The organism is Kordiimonas laminariae, from assembly GCF_023008165.1.
In the GTDB taxonomy this organism is placed as follows: Bacteria; Pseudomonadota; Alphaproteobacteria; order Sphingomonadales; family Kordiimonadaceae; genus Kordiimonas; species Kordiimonas laminariae.
This window is the reverse complement of record NZ_JAKQZA010000001.1, coordinates 591,979-613,845: the sequence shown is the minus strand read 5'-3', so window position 1 is coordinate 613,845 and position 21,867 is coordinate 591,979. Positions and strand designations below refer to the sequence as shown.

The window sequence follows — 21,867 nt, the reverse complement described above, 5'->3', positions numbered from 1 at the left end:
CCATGACTGCAGCTTATCCTATTGAACATCACACCTATGATGCCGTTGTTATTGGCGCGGGTGGTTCTGGTTTGCGTGCAACGATGGGCCTTGCGGAAGCTGGCCTGCGTACAGCATGTATTACAAAAGTTTTCCCAACACGTTCACACACTGTGGCAGCACAGGGTGGTATCGCGGCATCCCTTGGTAACATGGGCCCGGATACATGGCAGTGGCATATGTATGACACTGTTAAGGGCTCTGATTGGCTTGGTGATCAGGACGCGATTGAATATATGGTGCGTGAAGCACCAGCCGCTGTTTACGAGCTTGAGCACTACGGTGTGCCATTCTCTCGTACAGAAGAAGGTAAGATCTACCAGCGTGCGTTTGGTGGTATGACAACTGAGTTTGGTGAAGGCCCTGCGGCACAGCGTACATGTGCGGCGGCTGACCGTACTGGCCACGCGATGCTTCATGCGCTTTACCAGCAGTCTTTGAAGTATGATAGTGATTTCTATATCGAATATTTCGCGATCGACTTGATTATGGAAGACGGCGAATGTCGCGGTGTTATTGCCATGAACATGGAAGATGGTTCGATCCACGCTTTCCGTGCGAAATCTGTTGTGCTTGCAACAGGTGGTTATGGCCGTGCTTACTTCTCTGCAACATCAGCGCATACATGTACTGGTGATGGCGGTGGTATGGTTCTCCGTGCTGGTCTGTCTATGCAGGATCTTGAGTTCGTACAGTTCCACCCAACTGGTATTTACGGTGCTGGCGTTCTGATTACAGAAGGCGCACGCGGCGAAGGTGGTATCCTGATTAACTCTGAAGGTGAGCGTTTCATGGAACGTTATGCACCTTCTGCGAAAGACCTTGCGTCTCGCGACGTGGTATCTCGTTCAATTTCTAACGAAATCCGTGAAGGCCGTGGTGTGGGTCCTGATAAAGATCACATGTATCTGCACCTTGATCATCTTGAGCCTTCAATTCTCGCTGAGCGTCTGCCGGGTATTTCTGAATCTGCGAAAATCTTCGCAGGTGTGGATGTAACCAAAGAGCCGATCCCGATTATTCCAACAGTTCACTACAACATGGGTGGTATTCCAACCAACTATCATGGTGAGGTGATTAACCCAACAGCTGACAATTCTGATGCGGTTGTACCTGGCCTGTTCGCGGTCGGTGAAGCTGCTTGTGTATCTGTTCACGGTGCGAACCGCCTCGGTTCAAACTCTCTTATTGACCTTGTGGTATTTGGCCGTGCGGTTGGTAAGCGCATTCCTGAGACTATCAACAAGAACGAAGCCTTCAAGCCACTACCAAAAGGCTTTGATGAAATGGCTCTTGGTCGTCTGGATGCAGCACGTTATGCAGATGGTGGTATTCCAACGGCTGAACTTCGCCTTGAAATGCAGCGCACGATGCAAAATAACTGTGCGGTATTCCGTACGGAAGAAGTTCTTGCAGAGGGTGTTGAGAAAATCGATGCTGTGGCTGCGAAAGCTGGCGACGTTAAGACAACTGACCGTTCACTTGTATGGAACAGTGACCTTATCGAAACGCTTGAGCTTCAGAACCTGATCCCGCAGGCAGTACTTACAATGCATGGTGCTGCAGCGCGTAAGGAAAGCCGCGGTGCGCATATGCATGAAGATTATCCAGACCGCGATGACGTAAACTGGATGAAGCACTCCATGACTTGGTTCGACGGTAAGAAAGTGACAATGGGTGAGCGCCCTGTGCACGATTATACGCTTACCGAAGAAGTTGAATACATCAAACCTAAAGCTCGGGTTTACTAAGGGAGGGTATGAACAATGGCTGAATTTTCACTTCCCGCTAACTCCAAAGTTGGTAAGGGTAAATCTGTAAAAGCTGATGGTGCTACAAACACCAAGAATTTCAGTGTTTACCGTTGGAATCCGGATGACGGTGAAAACCCGCGCATGGATACTTTTGAAGTAGACATGGATAACTGTGGTCCGATGGTGCTGGATGCGCTCATTAAAATTAAAAATGAGATGGACAGCACTGTAACGTTCCGCCGTTCCTGCCGTGAAGGTGTTTGTGGTTCATGTGCCATGAATATCGACGGTAAAAACGGTTTGGCGTGTACAACTGCTATTGAAGACGTGAAAGGCGATGTATCCATCACGCCACTTCCGCACATGGAAGTTGTGAAGGATCTTGTGCCGAACATGTCAAACTTCTATGCGCAGTATGCTTCCATCAAGCCGTGGATGCGTACACAGAGCCCAACGCCTGAAGAAGAGCGCCTTCAATCACCAGAGGACCGTAAAAAGCTTGATGGCCTTTACGAGTGTATCCTTTGTGCTTGTTGTTCTACTTCTTGCCCAAGCTACTGGTGGAATGGCGATAAATATCTTGGCCCAGCTATCCTCTTGCAAGCATATCGCTGGCTGATTGATAGCCGTGATGAGACAACAGGTGAACGTCTGGATGAACTTGAAGATCCATTCCGTCTCTACCGCTGTCACACTATCATGAACTGCTCAAACGCTTGTCCGAAGGGCTTGAACCCAGCGAAGGCGATTGCAGAAACTAAGAAAATGATGGTTGAGCGCAAGTATTAGTTACGCGCTTGATTTCTAAGTTATTGAAAAGGCATAGCTTGTTGGCTGTGCCTTTTTCTTTTGGCTGATTTCGCGGGGAATAACTAAGTTTTAACATCTTCTATGCATAATGCGCCGCATGAAATGGAAAGACATATTTCTTCGGAATGGGGCAATGGTGGGTGCTGCACTAATATTTGGTGCGGCTTCTTTTTTGCTGCCTGTAAGTAGCGTGTATGCCGAAGATAAAGTTGTTGCAGGTATTTCAAAACAAAGTGTGTTGCGCACTGCATGGCGAGCAATACTTGATGAAACAGGCTTGCCGATCGAACTTAAGACCCTTCAGGCAAAGGACCGAAGGTTACAGTTTGTTGAGGGGCGTATAGATCTTGATTGTTGCTCAATCCCTGAATGGCGAACAAAACCTGAAGAAATGGCAGTGCAGCTTTATACCGAGCCGTTTTTTGTATCTGCTCAGTTTTTTATCTACCACGAAACAATGCCGTTTCACTATAAAACGCCAACTGATCTGAAAACAAAAACCATTGCCGTTATCAGGGGCCATGATCATCTCCATCAGGAGTATTTTGGCGATAAGGTTTTGGTGAATGATTTCAGGGAACTGTTTGAAGCGGTGTCTGATGGACGTGCGGATATTGCAATTGTGAACGAACAGGAATTTAAGTTCCAGATGTCGCAGTATGATTTTCCTGTGGCGCAGGGGGATGTGTTTCACCGTTTGGCGGCGAGAGCCAGAGTTCATAAAAGCCGGGTTGACCTACTGCCTAAGTTAAATGGCGCAATCAAAAGGCTGAAAAGCAGTGGTGAAATCAATATGCTTATTGGCCGTGAGATGCGTAAGAGAATGTACCAATCTAAGCCTTAAGCTAGGTATATATCTCTCAGATTTTCTAGGCGATCATCATCTAAACCAAGGGCTTCAGCGAAATAATTTTGCAAGCTGCCATAGTGTTTTTCAATAGAAGCATACGCAGCATGCAGGAATGAGGCTTCAACCCCTGCCAGTGGTACAACATCGGTTGGCTTGATGATGCGCCCAGCTTTCTTTGAAATCCACTGCGCAATTTCTTCTGTTGCTGTGTCTAGGTTTACCGCGCGGTTGGTAAGCAAGAAATCTTCCATAATCTGCTCATCAGGAATATCCAGCGCCTTCATAAGAAGGGCACCAGCAATCCCGGTACGATCTTTCCCCGCAGTACAGTGGAAAAGAACAGCATTGCCTTTATGGTCGTCAATCAACGTGTTGAAAAATTCTCTCAGGCCTTCGGCATTTTCAATAGGGATAGTTTCAAAAGCTTTGATAAACTGTTCATGTAGCTCTTTCGCCGGGAAATCACTGTCTGAAAGGCGGTCATAAAGTTCTTTAACCCATGCGGCTGCATTCCCGCCGATTGGTACTGGGTGATAATCGGGTATCCAGCTGTTTGGCCAGCGAACAGGATGGCGATCTTTCTCTCGTGGTGAGCGAAAATCAATCACTGTTTCGATATCGCGGGCGAACATCTCTGTGCCGCAGTTTTCTGTCATATCTGATAAATGGCCAGATCTGAAAATGCGGCCGGGGCGCATATACCTGCCGTCTCTTGCTCTGTAGCCTGCCATGTCGCGGAAATTTTTTACACCGCATAGGGGCACGATACGTGAATCGACGTTCATAAACAGGCCTTTCTTAGGGTCGCGCGTATCCATACGACTCATGATACCGCAAAATTACTAAAACATTATGATTACGTAATGTTTTCTTAGGGCGAAATTAGCAGCTTTCAATTTCTTTTACAGGCTTGTCATTCAGTGTGCTTTCGCTACATGATACGGAGACGAAAAGATAATAGAGGTTTTCAGTGTCCGAGACCATGCACCCTGAGGGGCCACTCGCAGCTTATACTGCCTTGGAAAAAGAAGGTGAAATCCGTGCGGATGATGATCAGCGCAGGGTTCTTGAGTATTTTGAGCGCCTTTATGGAGATTTGAAGGACTATCCCGAAGTTGGGGATAAGTCGGGCGGGCTTGCGCTAAAGAACTGGCGTTTTTCCCGCTTGTTTCAGTGGTCGGGTAAGGACAGAAAGCCTCCCCGTGGTCTTTACGTATATGGCGGTGTAGGGCGTGGAAAATCCATGATTATGGATTTGTTCTATGAGATCGCTCCGGTAAAAGCGAAACGCCGGGTGCATTTCCATGAGTTTATGCTGGATGTACATGCACGCTTGAAAGAATGGCGTTCTTTGTCCGGCAAAGAACGCGCGGCACGTGGTGGCAGAGCGTCAGAGGATGATCCTATTCCACCCGTTGCACGGCAGTTGGCGGCTGAAGCTACACTTCTTTGTTTTGATGAAATGCAGATCACCGATATTGCGGATGCGATGGTGATAGCGCGTCTCTTTAAGGAAATGATGGAATGCGGTGTTGTGGTTGTTGCTACATCGAACCGGCCGCCGAATGATCTTTATAAAGATGGTCTGAACCGTCAGCTGTTCTTGCCGTTCATTGATAAACTCAATGCCGATTTTGACGTGATTACTTTAAATGGCCCAACGGATTACCGCTATGACCGCCTTAAAGGGGTGGATACATATTACACCCCGGTGAATAGTGAAACCACGGCCAAGCTCTCTGAAGCCTTTTTTCGCCTGACGGACCGGGATGTTGAGAACCGAGATAAAGTACCTTCTGATGAGTTAACTGTTCAGGGGCGTAAGCTGTTCGTTCCGAAAGCTGCTCGTGGTGTAGCGGTTTTCTCATTCAAGCGTTTGTGTGCCAATCCTCTCGGTTCCGCTGATTATTTGGCTATCGCTCGTGCCTATCACACTGTGATCATGGTGGCGATCCCGCAGCTCAGCAAGGAGAAGCGTAATGAAGCGAAGCGTTTTGTAACTTTCATCGACGCGCTTTATGAGCACGGCGTTAAATTCCTTTGCTCTGCTGAGGTAGCTCCAGAAGAACTTTACCCGGCTGGTGACGGCTCGTTTGAATTTGAACGCACCGTTTCTCGTTTGATGGAAATGCAGTCAGAAGATTATCTTGCCAGGGGACACGGTATAGAGGCTTAAGATAGTTTCTCTGCATTGATGAGGGGCTTTTGGTTCGAGTCGTTAGAAAATAAGCTAAATTTCACCGATATTTCCGCTTAGTGGATGGTTAGGCTTTTAATTCAGTTGAGTTTTGTTCATAAAAAATTGAAGAATATTTCCAATTATGTGTCTGGTACGCACTAAATGCATAGCTGATGGGCTGAAAAAGTACGGCAAATGGGGTGTTTTTTTACTATGGTAACGTTTCGTCAACATATACGGGGCTAGGTAGAGTAATCATGGCTTGTCTGAGGGACATAAACGCGCTAGTTACCACCTTGAATATTCTTTCGTTTTCAGTAGCGACCTCAAGCTCGTTGTCGCCAAACACTTTGCTGGAGCATAATTAAATGGCACGTAAAAAAATTGCACTGATCGGTGGCGGTCAAATTGGTGGAACCCTTGCGCATCTCGCAGCGCTTAAAGAAATGGGTGATGTGGTACTTTTCGATATCGTAGAAGGCTTACCACAAGGTAAATCACTAGACCTCGCACAAAGTGCTCCGGTTGAGGGTTATAACTCTACACTTAAAGGCGCGAATGATTACGCAGACATAGAAGGCGCCGATGTTGTTATCGTAACAGCAGGTGTGCCGCGTAAGCCAGGCATGAGCCGTGATGATCTTCTCGGTATTAACCTGAAGGTAATGAAAGCTGTTGGTGAAGGCATCGCGAAGTACGCTCCCGATGCCTTTGTTATTTGTATCACAAACCCGCTTGATGCGATGGTTTGGGCGCTACAGAAATTCTCTGGTCTGCCAACAAACAAAGTTTGCGGTATGGCTGGCGTTCTAGACAGCTCACGCTTCAGCCACTTCCTAGCAGAAGAATTCAATGTATCTGTTCAGGATGTAACAACATTCGTACTTGGCGGCCACGGCGATACAATGGTTCCGCTAACACGTTATTCTACAGTAGCAGGTATTCCTGTTCCTGATCTTGTGAACATGGGTTGGTCCACACAAGAGAAAATCGACGAGATCGTTCAACGCACACGTGATGGCGGTGCCGAGATCGTTGGTCTCCTTAAAACAGGTTCTGCTTTCTATGCGCCTGCAACAAGCGCAATTGAGATGGCTGAATCCTACCTCAAGGATAAAAGACGTCTGTTGCCATGTGCTGCTTTCCTAAGCGGTGAATATGGCCTTAACGACATGTATGTTGGTGTACCAGTAATTATCGGTGAAAACGGTATTGAGAAGGTTGTGGAAATCGATCTTCAAGGCGAAGAAAAATCTGGCTTCGACCATTCAGTAGATGCGGTTAAAGGTCTGATGGATGCCTGTCAGAACATTGATCCAACTCTAGCATAATAGTAGGGGCACTCCTTTAGGGGTTTTGAATAATGAATATTCATGAGTATCAGGCGAAAGGCCTGCTAAAAAAATACGGCGCACCTGTTCTTGCAGGCGGTGTCGCTTACACAGCAGCGGAAGCTGTTGACGCTGCAAAAGAGCTTGGCGGTCCTGTTTGGGTTGTTAAAGCGCAGATCCACGCTGGTGGCCGCGGTAAAGCGGGCGGTGTGAAAGTTGTTAAGTCTCTTGATGATGTTGAAGCAACAGCAAAAGAACTTATCGGCAAAACACTGGTAACACACCAGACTGGCCCAGAAGGTAAAGAAGTAAAGCGTGTATACGTTGAAGATGGCTGTGCTATCAAAAACGAATTCTACCTTTCCATGCTTCTTGACCGTGCATCTGGCAAGCTAGCGATCATGGCGTCTACGGAAGGCGGTATGGATATTGAAGAAGTTGCTGAAGCAACTCCTGAGAAAATCGTAACAATCACGATCGATCCGGTAACTGGCCTTCAGCCTTACCACTGTCGCCGTGTTGCGTTCGGTCTGAACCTTGAAGGTGCAGCTGCTAAAGAATGTCAGAAAGTTGTGGCATCTCTTTATAATGCATACACAGACCTTGATGCCTCTCTTCTTGAAGTGAACCCACTTGTTCTTACTGAAGATGACAAGATGGTTGTTCTTGATGCGAAGATGTCATTCGATGGTAACGCTCTGTTCCGTCATGCTGACGTTCGTGAACTTCGTGATGAGAGCGAAGAAGATCCAAAAGAAATCGAAGCTTCAAAGCACGACCTTAACTACATCAGCCTTGATGGTTCCATCGGCTGTATGGTGAACGGTGCTGGTCTTGCGATGGCAACTATGGACATCATTAAGCTTAAAGGCGGTGAGCCTGCAAACTTCCTTGATGTTGGTGGTGGCGCAACAAAAGAGCGTGTAACCGAAGCATTTAAAATCATCCTTTCTGACGACAACGTAGAAGGCATCCTTGTGAACATCTTCGGCGGTATCATGCGCTGTGATGTGATCGCGGAAGGTGTTGTAGCAGCTGCTCGCGAAGTAGCGCTGGCTGTGCCACTTGTTGTACGTCTTGAAGGTACAAACGTTGAACTCGGCAAGAAGATCATGGCTGAAAGCGGCCTTCCGATCATCACTGCTGACGATCTAAATGATGCGGCTGAGAAAGTCGTTAAGGCCGTGAAGGAGGCCGCGTAATGTCTGTTCTTGTTGGAAAAGATACAAAAGTTATCTGTCAGGGTTTCACTGGTGCGCAAGGCACTTTCCACTCTGAGCAAGCAATCGCATACGGCACAAACATGGTTGGTGGTGTAACACCGGGTAAAGGCGGCTCTAAGCACCTTGACCTTCCTGTGTTTGATACAGTGGCTGATGCACGTGAAGCAACAGATGCGAACGCTTCTGTAATTTACGTTCCTCCCCCGTTCGCTGCTGACGCTATTCTTGAAGCAATCGATGCTGAAATCGAACTTGCTGTATGTATCACGGAAGGTATTCCTGTGATGGATATGGTTCGTGTGAAGCGCGCGCTTAAGAATTCTAAAACACGTCTTGTTGGCCCTAACTGCCCAGGCGTTATCACTCCAGGCGAATGTAAAATCGGTATTATGCCGGGCCACATTCACAAGCCAGGTAACGTTGGTATCGTTTCTCGCTCTGGTACACTTACATATGAAGCTGTTGCACAGACAACTGCTGCTGGTCTTGGCCAGTCTACATGTATTGGTATCGGTGGTGACCCAGTAAACGGTACAAACTTTATCGATTGTCTGGATATGTTCCTTGGTGACGAAGATACACACTCAATCATTATGATTGGTGAAATCGGCGGTTCCGCGGAAGAAGAAGCTGCTGAATTCCTGAAGCAAAGCAAAGTGAAAAAGCCTGTAGCAGGTTTCATTGCTGGCCGTACAGCGCCTCCGGGCCGTACAATGGGCCATGCTGGTGCTATTGTTTCTGGTGGTCAGGGCGGCGCTGAAGACAAGATCGAAGCTATGCGTTCTGCTGGCATCGTTGTGTCTGACAGCCCGGCAGGCCTCGGTACAACACTTCTTCAAGCTATTGGTGCTTAACTACTAAACAGAGGGGTGCGGCGTTATACCCGCACCATTTTGCCCATGGGTGCAGACCTAGATCAAATCGCCGCGCTGGAAGGCGTAAGCCCGCAATTCGTTGAAACACTTTATGAACAGTATATTGCTGATCCTACATCCGTAGATCAGGGGTGGCAGAATTACTTCTCCTCCCTTGAAGCGGGTATTTCAGCATCTGGCCCTAGCTGGGGTCGGTCTGATTGGCCACTTCGCCCGGATGATGACCTGACAACAGGTCTCGACGCGACAGACATGTTCATTGAAGCCAAAGGTGACAAACCTAAAGGCGCCTCGCTTTCAAGCGAAGATGTGCGCGCAGCGACAATCGACAGTATCCGCGCTCTGATGATGGTACGTACATACCGTGTACGTGGCCACCTGATGGCAAACCTTGATCCTCTGGGACTTGAAGAACGTCCAACAAACATTGAGCTGGAGCCGGCAACGTACGGCTTCGGCCCGAACGATATGGATCGTCCTATCTTTATGGACGGTGTGCTTGGTATTGAAACCGCAACGGTTCGCGAAATTATCGCCATCCTCAAGCGTACATATTGTTCAAACATCGGCGTTGAATTTATGCATATTAACGATCCGGATGAGAAATCCTGGATCCAACGTAAAATCGAAGGCCGCAATAACGAGATCGAATTTACTGACAAGGGTAAAATCGCGATCCTGAACAAGCTGATTGAAGCTGTTCAGTTTGAACGCTTCCTTGGCAAGAAATACACAGGTACCAAACGTTTCGGCCTTGATGGCGGTGAAGCAATGGTGCCGGCTCTCGAAGCTATTATGAAAACCGGTGGTCAGCACGGTCTTGATGAAATCATCATCGGTATGCCGCACCGTGGCCGCTTGAACGTTCTCGCGAACGTAATGCAGAAGCCGTACCGTGCGATCTTTAACGAGTTCTCTGGCGGTAGCTTCAAGCCTGATGATGTGCAGGGTTCTGGTGACGTAAAATATCACCTCGGTACATCTGCTGACCGTGAGTTTGACGGCAATAAAATTCACCTGTCCCTGAACGCGAACCCATCGCACCTTGAAGCGGTGAACCCGGTTGTTATCGGTAAAACACGCGCGAAGCAGGAACAGAAAAAAGATACTGGCGAACATAAAACAACCCTTTCGCTTTTGCTGCACGGTGATGCAGCGTTTGCAGGGCAGGGTATTGTTGCAGAATGTTTCGGTATGTCTGGCCTTCGTGGTTATAACACAGGTGGTACTGTCCACTTCATCGTGAATAACCAGATTGGCTTTACAACAAGCCCGCAGTTTGCACGTTCAAGCCCATATCCATCAGATGTGGCGAAAATGGTGCAGGCACCAATTTTCCATGTGAATGGTGATGATCCGGAAGCTGTTGTGTTCGCAACAAAACTTGCGACTGAATTCCGCCAGGAATTCAAGCGTGATGTTGTGATCGATATGTTCTGTTACCGCCGCTTTGGCCATAACGAATCTGATGAACCAGCGTTCACACAGCCGCTTATGTATGCTGCGATTAAGAAGCACCCAAGCGTTGTGAACCTGTATGCTGACCGTTTGATTGCAGCTGGTGTTATTACCGCCGAGCAGTTTGCAAGCATGGAAAACGAGTTTATCAGCTACCTCGAAGACGAATTTGAAGCTGGTAAAGATTATTCTGTAAATAAAGCGGACTGGTTTGAAGGTAAATGGCAAGGTCTTGGTCTTGCTGATGAAGACCACGAAAAACGCCGCGCTGAAACAGGTGTTGCTGAAATTATGCTCCGCGAAGTTGGTGAGCATATCACCCAGTACCCGGAGAGTTTCAATATTCACCGTACGCTGAAACGTGTGCTGGATAACAAACACAAGATGTTTGAAGAAGGCGCTGGGTTTGACTGGGCAACAGCGGAAGCAATGGCTTTCGGTACGCTGCTTCGTGAAGGTTACGGTGTTCGTCTTTCTGGTCAGGACTGTGGTCGCGGTACTTTCTCACACCGCCATGCAGTGTTTGTGGATCAGAAAACTGAAGACCGTTATGTGCCACTGAAAACTATTTCAGATAAAGCACACTTTGAGGTGCTGGATAGTCACCTCTCAGAATATGGTGTGATGGGCTTTGAGTATGGTTACTCAATGGCGGAACCAAATTCCCTTACTCTTTGGGAAGGTCAGTTTGGTGATTTCGCAAATGGCGCTCAGATTATTATCGATCAGTTCATCAGTTCTGCGGAAGCGAAATGGCTTCGTATGTCTGGTCTGACACTTCTTCTACCGCACGGTTACGAAGGTCAGGGGCCTGAGCACTCATCAGCGCGTCTTGAGCGTTATCTGCAGCTTTCTGCTGAAGATAACTGGCAAGTTGTGAACTGTACGACGCCTGCGAACTATTTCCACGTTCTGCGCCGTCAGATGCACCGCCCGTTCCGTAAGCCACTTGTGATTATGACGCCTAAGTCGCTTCTGCGTCACAAGCGCTGTATTTCGAACCTTGAAGATTTTGGCCCGGGCTCTCAGTTCCACCGTGTACTTTGGGACCATGCTGAAAACGAAGTTGGTGGTTCTATCAAACTGAAATCTGATGATCAGATTAAGCGTGTGGTTCTATGTTCTGGTAAGGTTTACTACGACCTTCTTGATGAGCGTGATAAGCGCGGTCTGGATGATACGTATCTTCTTCGTGTTGAGCAGCTCTTCCCATTCCCTGTGAATGCACTTTCGAAAGAGCTTACACGCTTCAAGAATGCGGAAAGCATTATCTGGTGTCAGGAAGAACCTAAGAACCAGGGTTCATGGAACCATATTAACGAACCGCTTGAAGATACTCTTATCAGCCTTGATCTGAAGGTTAAGCGCCCTGTTTATGCAGGCCGTGCTGCAAGTGCTGCTACTGCAACGGGCCTTGCGTCCAAGCACGCAGCCGAGCAAGCAGCGCTGGTAAATGAAGCACTTGGTGGTTAAGGTTTAACAAATTTTAGTCTGAATTTTCGACTTATTGATAAAGGGTAGGAGCACACCCAATGGCAATCGAAGAAATTGTAATCCCGCAAATGGGCGAATCTGTCGCTGAGGGTACGATTGGCACATGGCTGAAACAAGTTGGTGAAGCCGTGGCTCAAGACGAGCCTATTGTTGAAGTAGAAACTGATAAAGTTGCGATGGAAGTACCAAGCCCTGTGGCTGGTGTGCTTGTTGAGCATATTGTTGCTGAAGGCGATACGGTTGAAATCGGCGCACTTATTGCGAAGATTGATACTGAAGGCGCAGCAACGGCGGCACCAAAGGCTGAAGCTGCTGCTCCAGCCCCTGCGGCAGCGCCAGCAGCGGCCCCAGCGGCAGCGCCTGCACCTGCGGCTGCTCCGGCGCCTGCACCTGAAGCATTGATGCCAATGTCTCCAGCTGTTCGCCGCATTGTTGAAGATTATAATCTTGATCCAACATCAATTGCTGGTACAGGCAAAGATGGTCGCCTTACAAAAGGCGATGTGATGAAAGCGATTGAAGCAGGCTCTGCTCGTACACTTTCAGCACCAGTTGCAGCATCTGGCCCGGTATCGAATGAGCCACGCGAAGAGCGCGTGAAGATGACACGTCTTCGCAAAACAATTGCTCAGCGCCTTAAGGATGCTCAAAACACTGCAGCGATGCTTACAACTTACAATGAAGTTGATATGACAGCAGTGATGGCAGCGCGCGCGAAATACAAAGATCTGTTCGCGAAAAAGCACAACATCAAGCTTGGTTTCATGAGTTTTTTCACAAAAGCATGTTGCCTGGCACTTAAAGAAGTACCTGCTGTAAACGCACAAATTGATGGCGATGAAATTGTTTACAACAACTTCGCAAACGTTGGCGTGGCGGTATCTTCTCCTAAAGGTCTGGTTGTTCCGGTTCTTCGTGATGCACAGGATATGTCTTTCGCGGATACTGAACTTGCGATTGCAGGTTACGGTAAGAAAGCCCGTGACGGTAAGCTGACAATTGAAGATATGCAGGGTGGTACCTTCACTATCTCTAACGGTGGTATCTTTGGTTCACTTCTTTCAAGCCCGATCCTGAATGCACCGCAGTCCGGTATTCTTGGCATGCACAAAATTCAGGAACGCCCGATGGCAATTAATGGTCAGGTTGAAATTCGCCCGATGATGTATCTGGCGCTTTCATATGATCACCGCATCATTGATGGCCGTGAAGCGGTGACCTTCCTTGTGCGCGTGAAAGAAGCACTTGAGGATCCAACCCGTCTTCTACTGGACATGTAGGCATCGGCAGATTGATCAATATTTAAATGGGTGGAGCATTCAGTGGTTCCACCCGTTCTTGTTAAAAAGGGACATAAAATGTCTGACACATTTGACGTAGTAGTAATTGGCGCTGGTCCTGGCGGTTATGTAGCAGCTATTCGTGCGGCGCAGCTGGGCCTCAAGACAGCATGTATTGAAAAGCGTGAAACACTGGGCGGCACATGCCTTAACGTTGGCTGTATGCCTTCTAAAGCGCTTCTACATGCATCACACCTGTATGACGAAGCAAACCATGATTTTGAAAAGTTCGGTCTTAGCGTTAAGGGCCTCGATTATGATATCGAGAAAGTTCTTGCGACAAAGGACGAAACTGTAAAAGGTCTTACTGGCGGTATCGAATTCCTCTTTAAGAAAAACAAAGTGGAGTGGATCAAAGGCGCTGGTAAATTCACTGGTAAAGACACCATTGAAGTTGCCCTTAATGAAGGTGGTTCCCGTACAATCACTGCGAAGAATACTATCATTGCAACAGGTAGTGACGTAGCGAACCTGCCGGGTGTTGAAATTGATGAGAAAACAATTGTTTCTTCAACAGGCGCGCTTGAACTGAACCCTGTGCCGAAGAGCATGGTTGTTATCGGTGGTGGCGTAATCGGCCTGGAGCTTGGTTCTGTTTGGCGCCGGTTTGGCAGTGAAGTTACTGTTGTTGAGTTTATGGACCAGGTTCTGCCGGGCATGGATATGGAAGTGCGCAAGAACTTTGGCCGTATGCTGAAGAAACAGGGCATGACCCTGAAACTTTCTTCCAAGGTAACTGCTGTTGAGAAAACAGGTAAGGGTGCGAAAGTAACGTTCGAGCCGGTTAAAGGCGGCGATGCAACAACGCTTGAGGTTGATGTGGTTCTTGTATCCATTGGTCGCCGTCCGTACACAGACGGCCTTGGCCTTGAGACAATCGGCGTTGAAATGGATGAGCGCTCGCGCATTAAAATCGGCCATGATTTCTCAACAAATGTACCGGGTGTTTATGCGATCGGTGATGTGGTTGAAGGCCCAATGCTTGCGCACAAAGCGGAAGATGAAGGTGTTGCTGCGGCTGAAAATATCGCGGGCCTTACTGGTTATGTGAACCATGATGTGATCCCGGGTGTTGTTTACACATACCCTGAAGTGGCATCTGTTGGTAAAACGGAAGAAGAACTTAAAGAAGCTGGCGTAGCCTACAATGCTGGTAAGTTCCCGTTCACAGCAAACAGCCGTGCGAAGGCCAATCTTGCAACAGATGGTTTTGTGAAAATCCTTGCTGATAAAGAAACAGACCGCGTTCTTGGTGTGCATATTATTGGTGCTGACGCTGGTAATATGATTGCGCAAGCGGCAACTGCGATGGAGTTTGGTGCATCTGCTGAAGATATCGCACTTACATGCCATGCGCACCCAACAGAAACAGAAGCAATGAAAGAAGCAGCGCTCGCAGTTCACAAGCGCACAATTCATATGTAATCAGTTTCTGATTTAAGCATTTAAAAAGCCCTCGCAGATTGCTCTGCGGGGGCTTTATTTTTTATAAGTTGTCGTTGGCGGTTAAGGCACAAGCACAATTGGAATGCCGATTACGTGCGCAAGCTTGTTTGCAACACTGCCAAGCAGTAGATCAGAAATCCGAGAGCGACCACGACGACCAATGAATACCTGGTTCACATGTAGGTCTTTCACCCGCTTGCGGATCACCTCAACAGGGTCACCCCAATGGAATTCGGTATCAATTTCAACACCGTCTGCGGCGTATTTCTCAACAAGCGGCTTCAAAACGTCTTCCTTGGCGTGGCGCTCTTCTTCCGCTTTTTCCAGCGGGCGGTGTGCCATTTCATCAAGGGTCATAGGTTGGAAACCAGACCAAGGGATAACAGTGATGAGTTTCACCGCTGCTCCGGTCTGTTTTGCCATAAAGGCCGCATGCCTTGCAGCGCGCTCACCCCACTCACTACCATCTACTGCTACTAGATAAAGTTGCTTGGTCATGTCTGGTCTCCAGAATCATTTGCTTCCGATGAGCCATATTATACAGGAGTAGATTTGTAAGGATTTGACTGTGGTCAAATCAGGCGCGTTCTATACGGCACTGAAAGCAATGATATTTTGTGGTGCGAACATGGAGATATGCCACCTCGGGGTTTTTCAGTAATGCTCTACATTCGAGCTCCAATTCTGCAGTTTTAATGACCTTGGCGGCGTGATAATCAATCCGGTTATCTTTACTATAGCCTCGCACAATTACTTCATCCCAGCGGCTAAAGATTTCCGGTTTCTCGGATGTATTCGAATAAGCATCACAAGTTTCCTTATGCAGGAAGATTGGGCCCGTTTCTGCGTAGGGCTGATTTTCTTCAAAAGGCTGGTAGGCGAGCACTAACATATCATCTTCCGCTTTGATGGTAGTCAGGCAGTGGCGACAGTGACAGCCGGGACCGGATGAGGGGTGAACTTCTGGTGCCATGCCGTATGCATCCTTACCGTTTGATTGAAGAGCTTGAACATCATCCGTTGGGATACCGATAAATTTGAGCGCGGTCATATTATGTTTCCTATTATCTGGGCATACGAAAGGGTTGGCGCCCAGTGGGAGCATTGCCAAACTTTACCGTGTTGAGTGAGTTAGAGGTTTAGAATTGCACCTTCGTGCTTCAATAGCCATTCTTTACGGTCAAGACCACCTGCGTAGCCTGTAAGACTGCCATCAGCACCAATAACCCTGTGACAGGGATGGATAAGGCATACGGGATTTCTGCCATTTGCCCGCCCAATGGCTCGAGGGCTAGAGCCGAGCTGTTTTGCTAGCTCGCCGTAACTCATAGTGTTGCCTGCAGGTATCTCTTGTAGCGCTTTCCAAACGGATTGTTCGTAAGGTGTGCCAATCGGGCCTGATGGGATAGAGTTCAGAATGTCTCGATCACCAGCGAAATAGGCTTCAAGTTTTTCTCTGAGGCTTTCAGGAAGTGGTGTTTCGGTGATTTCATGGTTTGGGTAGAATCGTTTTATCTGTTCTTCCACTCGGTGTTGACGGTCAGCAAATTCGCAAATCACCATTGTATTATCTTCCAGCAAGATGGTGAGGCCCCCAACAGGTGTGGAGAAGGTAGATTTATAAAGTGTGGCCATTTGCAGTTCTCCATTCACTTGGGGATATTTTATAGTGTTGCCTGAATGCTGTATTAAATCGCCTCAGGCTTTTGAAGCCGGATGCAAAAGCGATATCAGCAATCTGGGAAGTTGGGTCCGTAAGCATTGCTTCGGCGAGATTAAGACGGTTTTCATTTCTGATTTCGATGGGGGACCGGCCCAAATGTTTCTGGAAAAGCCTCCTTAAGTGACGGTCAGAAACACCAAGTTCGTCTGCCAGTTCTGCCATACTATCTGGGCTGTCGCCGCGCGCAAGAATACGCATGGCGCGAATGATTGTGGCTTCGGTACCTTTCCAGGCAGGGCTTCCCGGGCGTGTTTCGGGGCGACAGCGTTTGCAGGCTCTGAACCTTGCTATTCGCGGCGCATCTGCATCAGAAAAATAGAGTACATTCTCTGGCTTGGGTTTTCGAGCCGGGCAGATTGGTCTACAAAATATTCCTGTGCTGGTAACCGCAAAAAACATCTTGCCGTCATACCTTGCGTCTCTCTTCAGCAGAATATCATAGAGAATATGTCTGGGTGTATCGTTCATGCCAGTGAGTATAGCAGACGCTTTTTAAAATACTCGCCGTTTTCGGACCTATATCTAAATGCCGCTGAAAAGCCTGATAGCGATGATGAGAGTGATGGAGATGGTCAGGAAAGGCCATAGATCCAGCTTTGGGATATCCCTGCTTTCCTTCAGGTGCTTAAAGAATAGAAGCATGGCACGCAGGTTTAATATTGCAGAGGTAAAGCTCAGAAAGGCCAAGCCGATAAGTATCATTGGTATTTCAGCTATGTTGTTCGACAGCTGGTAACAGGTGTAGAGAATAAGAAGTGAAATAACGCCAAGAACGCCATATAAGGCAGCTATAGTCCAGCCTCTGAATTGCTCCACGTAACGATCCTCTCAAAACTAACTAACGGCGGAATGCTTTATCATACACATCACGAAGGCGGGCGCTATCCACTTCTGTATAAACTTGTGTCGCTTTGAGATCAGCGTGTCCGAGAAGTTCCTGAATAGTGCGCAGATCGCCCCCACGGGATAGCAGATGGGTTGCAAAACTATGCCGCATTGCATGGGGCGTTGCGCTTTCAGGCAGACCCAGCACTGCACGAACTTGCTGCATGGTAGTTTGGATAACACGGGCATTGAGCCTGCCACCACGGGTGCCGCGGAACAGGGCTTCACCAATATCAAGCGTATGCGGGCATTTCCTTATGTAGTCGTCAACGGCACTATGAACTACCGGTAACAGAGGAACGATACGCTCTTTGCCTCGTTTACCAATAATGCGCATGCTGTCTCCCGGCGGGATATCGCCCATATTAAGGGAAAGTGCCTCACCTATACGAAGACCACATGCATATAGAAGTGTGATAACCGCGGTATCTCGAGCGGCCTCCCAATCAGTTTTCGCGAAATCACCCGCTGCCTCAAGTACGGTTTTTGCACCTTCTTCATTTAAAGGGCGAGGCACGCGGTGTGGAATTTTTGGCCCCTGAACAGCTTTAATAGCATCATTAGTAATGCCTTCGGTGCGTGCCAGAAAACGGTAAAAATTTCGAACTGCTGAAAGGCTTCTAGCCGCTGTTCTTGCTGAGATATCATCCTGACGTCTGTTTGCCAGAAATGCCCGGAAATCGCGGATTGTTAGCGAACCTAAAGCATTAGGCGATAGAGCCATATCTTTATGGGATGCCATGAACCGAATGAAGCTGCTGAAATCCCTGCCGTACCCATCAACTGTATGGGCAGACATTCGTTTTTCGCTAGTAAGGTAACGGTGCCAACGTTCCAATAAAAGGCGTGCAGCATCATCCAGCCCCGTAAGGCTTTCACCATCCAGAAACGGTTTTTGTGGGACCAAGGTTAGTGGCTCGTTGGGTAACGAAGGCGGCCAAGAAAGCCAGAAAGCGAAGGCATTTTTTCGCATGCTTTACGCATTTGAAACTTGGCTTTCTCGATTTTCATTACATCTTCGATGCGGCGATCAAGAAAGGCCCATGTATCGGCGAAATCTTCGCTTTCATCGTTCAGCCAATACATTACAACGGCACTGTAAACACCGCTTAGTGTCATACGCTTGGTGTACCAGTTATGATCTGTGCTGGTATCACCCGCGGCGCGCCACATGGTATCCGACGTAGCCCAAAGTGCTTTGGAGCCGAGTGCCAGATTTTGCGGCATCGCAAGTGTTGCTAAGCCTCTTCTAACAACTTCGCGGTTTGGTGTTTGTTGTTCAAGCCGCGTGCGAACGGCTACTGTAATACGGTCTCGGATTTTCATGGATTGAATGTCCATCTCATCCAGTTTTTCGGCGAGCGTTTTATCTGCTTCTTCAAAATGCAGCTCTAGGACTTCAATAACACCGCGAGGAAATGCAAGTTCAGCCATCTCGCGTGAGATATTTAAATCCTCTGCAGCCATTTTAAGCGCTGTCTCTGTCCAGCCATCGAACGCTACATGCGGTAGAATCGCTTCCAGTAGTGGAAGGCGAAGTTCAAGTGGTGTTCTATCGTCTGAAGCTGAAGTCATGAGGTATCTCGCGATTCGCAGGTTTTTACTTATCAGCTATATTCTTAGCATGCTTAAGTGCCTGATGCGAGAGACATAGTGCCGCAATTTTGCGTTATGGCCTCAAAAATGGTATACTTTCAGCATGAAAAGAGGTTGCTGCAGTTAGGAAACTTTGCAGAGACCTCTACTTGTGTTGAAAATACTTGTGCCATACATGGGGATTTGCTAAAGAGCGCGTGCCCATGCGAACTTGTTCGTAAATTATGGCTATGGAAGGAGTGTGAAACCCATGGAGGTTTCCGTTCGTGATAATAATGTGGATCAAGCTCTTCGTGCTCTGAAGAAAAAACTTCAGCGTGAAGGTGTTTACCGCGAGATGAAAATGCGCCGCTTCTACGAAAAGCCATCTGAAAAGAAGGCTCGTGAGCAAGCTGCAGCTGTACGTCGTGCACGTAAGCTAGAGCGTAAGCGCCTTGAGCGTGACGGTCTGGTTACTAAGAATCGTTAATTCGGTTTTTAAAACAGCATAAAGCATTTAAAAAACCCCTCGGGATATGTCCTGAGGGGTTTTTTTATTTATGCATCTGCAGGTAATTTCAATAGCCGCAGCGGTTCATATCGATCAAGCTCACTTTTTATAAAAGTGTCGCCGTAAATGCTTGTTCCGATTATTAGTTTTTCGATGCCTGATCCGTCTTTAAGGCTGATAAAATATTCAGACCTGCCAGAACGGATGTTTTCAACAGCCTCATCATGAGAGACGAGCCACTCAATACCATTGTCTAAACGACCCCCGATATGAGTAACAACCTCCTTGCCGCCCGAATCTCGCTTCCGCTTGGCAAGGTTCACCATGTGTTTCAGTGTCATTACTTCCCTTCGACCTCTTGAACTACAGCCTGAGGTGGGGGCGAAACTACTGATATTTGTACAACTGAAAAGGGAAAATTAAATTCCCTTTTTATAGTAATGCTTTGAAAATTTTACGAAAATTTGAAGCTTCTAATCAATCCACGAATCAGTGCAAATCACTATTAATAGTGATTTATACCTGCCTGAGGGAACTGATAGTTGCGGTGGGTGCAATGGCTTCAGGGTCTACCATCACTTCAATAAGAGCTGGCTTGCCGGATGATTGCGCAGCTTTCAGCGCTGGCGCGAAGTCTTCCGTTCTTTCAATACGTGTAGCGTGAAGGCCATAACTTTCGGCCATAGGCACAAAATCAGGATTAGTAAGCTCTGTGCCAGAAATGCGCTCGGGATAATTTTTTTCCTGATGCATGCGAATAGTGCCAAACATGCTGTTGTTGAACACGAGGAAAATCACATTTGCACCGTAACGAGCAGCTGTTGCAAGTTCCATAACGCTCATCATGAAGCAGCCATCACCTGCGCAGCAAACTACTGTTTTTTCCGGTGATACGATCTTGGCTGCGATGGCCGCGGGCACACCGTAGCCCATAGCCCCTGATGTTGGAGCTAGCTGGGTTGGAAACCCTCTATACTGATAAAAGCGGTGGAGCCAGCTGGCGTAATTACCAGCACCATTACAGAAGATGGTATCTGCAGGTAATTCTTCACGCATATGAGCATAAAGTTCAGCTAGCTGCACATCCCCCGGATTTGGGAGTGGCTGTTGCCATTCTGTATATTCGGTTTTTGCATCTGCCACATGATCTGCCCAATCCACGCTGCTGATGTCCCAGTCTTTGATAAGGGAGAGCAGTGTTGTTGGTGTGGCATTGATCGCGAGATCAGGTTGGTAAACTCGGCCAAGTTCTTCTGCACCTTGATGCATGTGAATAAGGATTTGTTCAGGAACAGGGGCTGATATCCGGCCATAACCGTCTGTTGTCATTTCCCCTAAGCGAGGGCCAAGGGCTAGAATAACATCAGCGCCCTGCATGCGTTTTACAAGTTTTGGATTTGCCCCGATCCCCATATCCCCCACATAATTGGGGTGGCGATTGTCCATTCTGTCCTGACAGCGGAAGGAAGCGGCGACAGGTAAGTTATTCTTTTCTGCAAATTTTTGCAGCATATTAACAGCTTCAGTTGTCCAACCACTTCCGCCTGCGAGCACAAAGGGGCGTTTTGCGTTCTGAAGCATGGACTTCATGTTTTCCAGATCAGCCGCTCCGGGGTGTGCAGTGGCTGCGGTGTATGGCACAGTTTTCTGGGGAGCACATAGTTGACGTAGCATGTCTTCTGGAAGGGCTAGTGCAACAGGCCCGGGCCTGCCTGAGGTTGCAACCCTGAATGCGCGGCCAATATATTCGGAAATACGCGAGGCATCATTAATTTCCGCAGTCCATTTGGTTACTTCAGAAAGGAACCTGCGGTAATCGATTTCCTGAAAAGCTTCTCGCTCTACCTGATCAGCAGCAACCTGCCCAATGAGCATAATCATTGGGGTACTATCCTGGAAAGCAGTATGCAGACCGATTGACGCGTGGGTGGCGCCAGGGCCGCGTGTTACGAAACAGATGCCGGGCTTGCCTGTCATTTTGCCATAAGCTTCGGCCATGTTGGCGGCACCTGCTTCGTGGCGGCAGGTAATAAAACGCAGTTTATCTTCGGTATCATGTAGGGCATCAAGGGCGGCAAGGTAGCTTTCCCCCGGAACTCCAAACGCGATGTCTGCACCGTTTGCAATAAGTGCATCAATTAGGGCTACGCCGCCAGAAACTTGGTCCGCCACAATTATCCTCCCCAGGCTGCAACGCTTCGAAAGATCGTAGGCTGGCCCAAAAAAAAATCAAATGGAACTAAAAGTTTGAAAATTATTATTTTTCACAGGATCAAACCTGCTGTGGTATGAGATTTGAGGCACCTTCACCAAGCTGTGAATAATGGTTACTGTTTCATGGGAAATATATGTCGCATATGGTTTAGGGAACTCG

21 protein-coding genes are annotated in these 21,867 nt (G+C 47.9%); 11 read left to right on the top strand and 10 right to left on the bottom strand.

The genetic code is table 11. The annotated features are described in order from the left end of the window. Positions 1–2 precede the first annotated feature (2 nt). From sdhA to MF542_RS02950, 3 genes are all read left to right on the top strand, one after another. Positions 3–1,790, top strand: a complete 1,788-nt coding sequence (gene sdhA / locus MF542_RS02960; RefSeq protein ID WP_247015785.1) for a succinate dehydrogenase flavoprotein subunit — start codon at positions 3–5, stop codon at positions 1,788–1,790. A 15-nt stretch (positions 1,791–1,805) separates the two neighbouring features. Then, positions 1,806–2,582 (top strand): succinate dehydrogenase iron-sulfur subunit, encoded by a 777-nt coding sequence (locus MF542_RS02955; protein WP_247015783.1) that lies wholly within the window; start codon positions 1,806–1,808, stop codon positions 2,580–2,582. Positions 2,583–2,739: 157 nt separating this feature from the next. Beyond that, positions 2,740–3,447 carry a substrate-binding periplasmic protein gene (locus tag MF542_RS02950; protein WP_247015781.1) on the top strand — a complete coding sequence of 236 codons (708 nt, stop codon included), beginning with the start codon at positions 2,740–2,742 and terminating at the stop codon, positions 3,445–3,447. On the opposite strand, the gene MF542_RS02945 is transcribed toward MF542_RS02950, so the two are convergent. Next, positions 3,444–4,238: a tyrosine-protein phosphatase gene (locus MF542_RS02945; protein WP_247015779.1), complete on the bottom strand. Its 795-nt coding sequence runs from the start codon at positions 4,236–4,238 to the stop codon at positions 3,444–3,446. The two genes, MF542_RS02950 and MF542_RS02945, sit on opposite strands and share 4 nt — an antisense overlap. Positions 4,239–4,435: 197 nt before the next feature. Here MF542_RS02945 and zapE point away from each other — a divergent pair, with 197 nt between their 5' ends. The 7 genes from zapE (at position 4,436) to lpdA (ending at position 14,778) form a co-directional block, all read left to right on the top strand. Then, the gene (gene zapE / locus MF542_RS02940; protein WP_281501520.1) at positions 4,436–5,629 is read left to right on the top strand and encodes a cell division protein ZapE; all 1,194 of its coding nucleotides are present in this window, start codon (positions 4,436–4,438) and stop codon (positions 5,627–5,629) included. Between the two features lie 371 nt (positions 5,630–6,000). Then, positions 6,001–6,963, top strand: a complete 963-nt coding sequence (gene mdh, locus MF542_RS02935; protein WP_247015775.1) for a malate dehydrogenase — start codon at positions 6,001–6,003, stop codon at positions 6,961–6,963. Positions 6,964–6,995: 32 nt separating this feature from the next. Next, positions 6,996–8,165 (top strand): ADP-forming succinate--CoA ligase subunit beta, encoded by a 1,170-nt coding sequence (gene sucC, locus MF542_RS02930; RefSeq protein WP_247015772.1) that lies wholly within the window; start codon positions 6,996–6,998, stop codon positions 8,163–8,165. Then, a complete protein-coding gene (sucD, locus tag MF542_RS02925) occupies positions 8,165–9,040 on the top strand; it encodes a succinate--CoA ligase subunit alpha (protein ID WP_247015770.1) in 876 nt (291 codons plus the stop codon). Before sucC ends, sucD begins: the two co-directional genes overlap by 1 nt. A gap of 45 nt (positions 9,041–9,085) precedes the next feature. Beyond that, the gene (locus MF542_RS02920; RefSeq protein ID WP_281501519.1) at positions 9,086–11,992 is read left to right on the top strand and encodes a 2-oxoglutarate dehydrogenase E1 component; all 2,907 of its coding nucleotides are present in this window, start codon (positions 9,086–9,088) and stop codon (positions 11,990–11,992) included. A 59-nt stretch (positions 11,993–12,051) separates the two neighbouring features. After that, entirely contained in the window at positions 12,052–13,293 is a 1,242-nt protein-coding gene (gene odhB, locus MF542_RS02915; protein ID WP_247015766.1) for a 2-oxoglutarate dehydrogenase complex dihydrolipoyllysine-residue succinyltransferase, read from the top strand. 78 nt (positions 13,294–13,371) lie between these two features. Further along, a complete protein-coding gene (gene lpdA, locus MF542_RS02910) occupies positions 13,372–14,778 on the top strand; it encodes a dihydrolipoyl dehydrogenase (protein ID WP_247015764.1) in 1,407 nt (468 codons plus the stop codon). Positions 14,779–14,859: 81 nt separating this feature from the next. On the opposite strand, the gene MF542_RS02905 is transcribed toward lpdA, so the two are convergent. From MF542_RS02905 to MF542_RS02875, 7 genes are all read right to left on the bottom strand, one after another. Then, positions 14,860–15,297, bottom strand: a complete 438-nt coding sequence (locus MF542_RS02905) for a universal stress protein (protein ID WP_247015762.1) — start codon at positions 15,295–15,297, stop codon at positions 14,860–14,862. A 79-nt stretch (positions 15,298–15,376) separates the two neighbouring features. After that, entirely contained in the window at positions 15,377–15,850 is a 474-nt protein-coding gene (locus MF542_RS02900) for a DUF1203 domain-containing protein (RefSeq protein ID WP_247015760.1), read from the bottom strand. A gap of 80 nt (positions 15,851–15,930) precedes the next feature. Beyond that, complete coding sequence (locus tag MF542_RS02895; protein WP_247015758.1) at positions 15,931–16,434, bottom strand: methylated-DNA--[protein]-cysteine S-methyltransferase; 504 nt, start codon at positions 16,432–16,434, stop codon at positions 15,931–15,933. Beyond that, positions 16,418–16,990, bottom strand: coding sequence for a bifunctional transcriptional activator/DNA repair enzyme AdaA (locus tag MF542_RS02890; RefSeq protein WP_247015756.1), 573 nt, complete (start codon positions 16,988–16,990; stop codon positions 16,418–16,420). Before MF542_RS02890 ends, MF542_RS02895 begins: the two co-directional genes overlap by 17 nt. A 54-nt stretch (positions 16,991–17,044) precedes the next feature. Next, on the bottom strand, positions 17,045–17,338 hold the full coding sequence (locus MF542_RS02885; protein WP_247015754.1) for a hypothetical protein: 294 nt from the start codon (positions 17,336–17,338) through the stop codon (positions 17,045–17,047). A 22-nt stretch (positions 17,339–17,360) separates the two neighbouring features. Then, positions 17,361–18,314 (bottom strand): tyrosine recombinase XerC, encoded by a 954-nt coding sequence (locus MF542_RS02880; RefSeq protein ID WP_281501478.1) that lies wholly within the window; start codon positions 18,312–18,314, stop codon positions 17,361–17,363. A gap of 2 nt (positions 18,315–18,316) precedes the next feature. Continuing rightward, positions 18,317–18,982 carry a COQ9 family protein gene (locus MF542_RS02875; RefSeq protein ID WP_247015752.1) on the bottom strand — a complete coding sequence of 222 codons (666 nt, stop codon included), beginning with the start codon at positions 18,980–18,982 and terminating at the stop codon, positions 18,317–18,319. A gap of 271 nt (positions 18,983–19,253) precedes the next feature. Here MF542_RS02875 and rpsU point away from each other — a divergent pair, with 271 nt between their 5' ends. Further along, positions 19,254–19,472: a 30S ribosomal protein S21 gene (gene rpsU / locus MF542_RS02870; protein WP_247015750.1), complete on the top strand. Its 219-nt coding sequence runs from the start codon at positions 19,254–19,256 to the stop codon at positions 19,470–19,472. Positions 19,473–19,540: 68 nt separating this feature from the next. On the opposite strand, the gene MF542_RS02865 is transcribed toward rpsU, so the two are convergent. Both MF542_RS02865 and MF542_RS02860 read right to left on the bottom strand, forming a co-directional pair. Further along, a complete protein-coding gene (locus MF542_RS02865) occupies positions 19,541–19,834 on the bottom strand; it encodes a DUF3892 domain-containing protein (RefSeq protein WP_247015748.1) in 294 nt (97 codons plus the stop codon). Positions 19,835–20,009: 175 nt separating this feature from the next. Beyond that, positions 20,010–21,665, bottom strand: coding sequence for a thiamine pyrophosphate-binding protein (locus MF542_RS02860; RefSeq protein ID WP_247015746.1), 1,656 nt, complete (start codon positions 21,663–21,665; stop codon positions 20,010–20,012). Between the last annotated feature and the right edge of the window lie 202 nt (positions 21,666–21,867).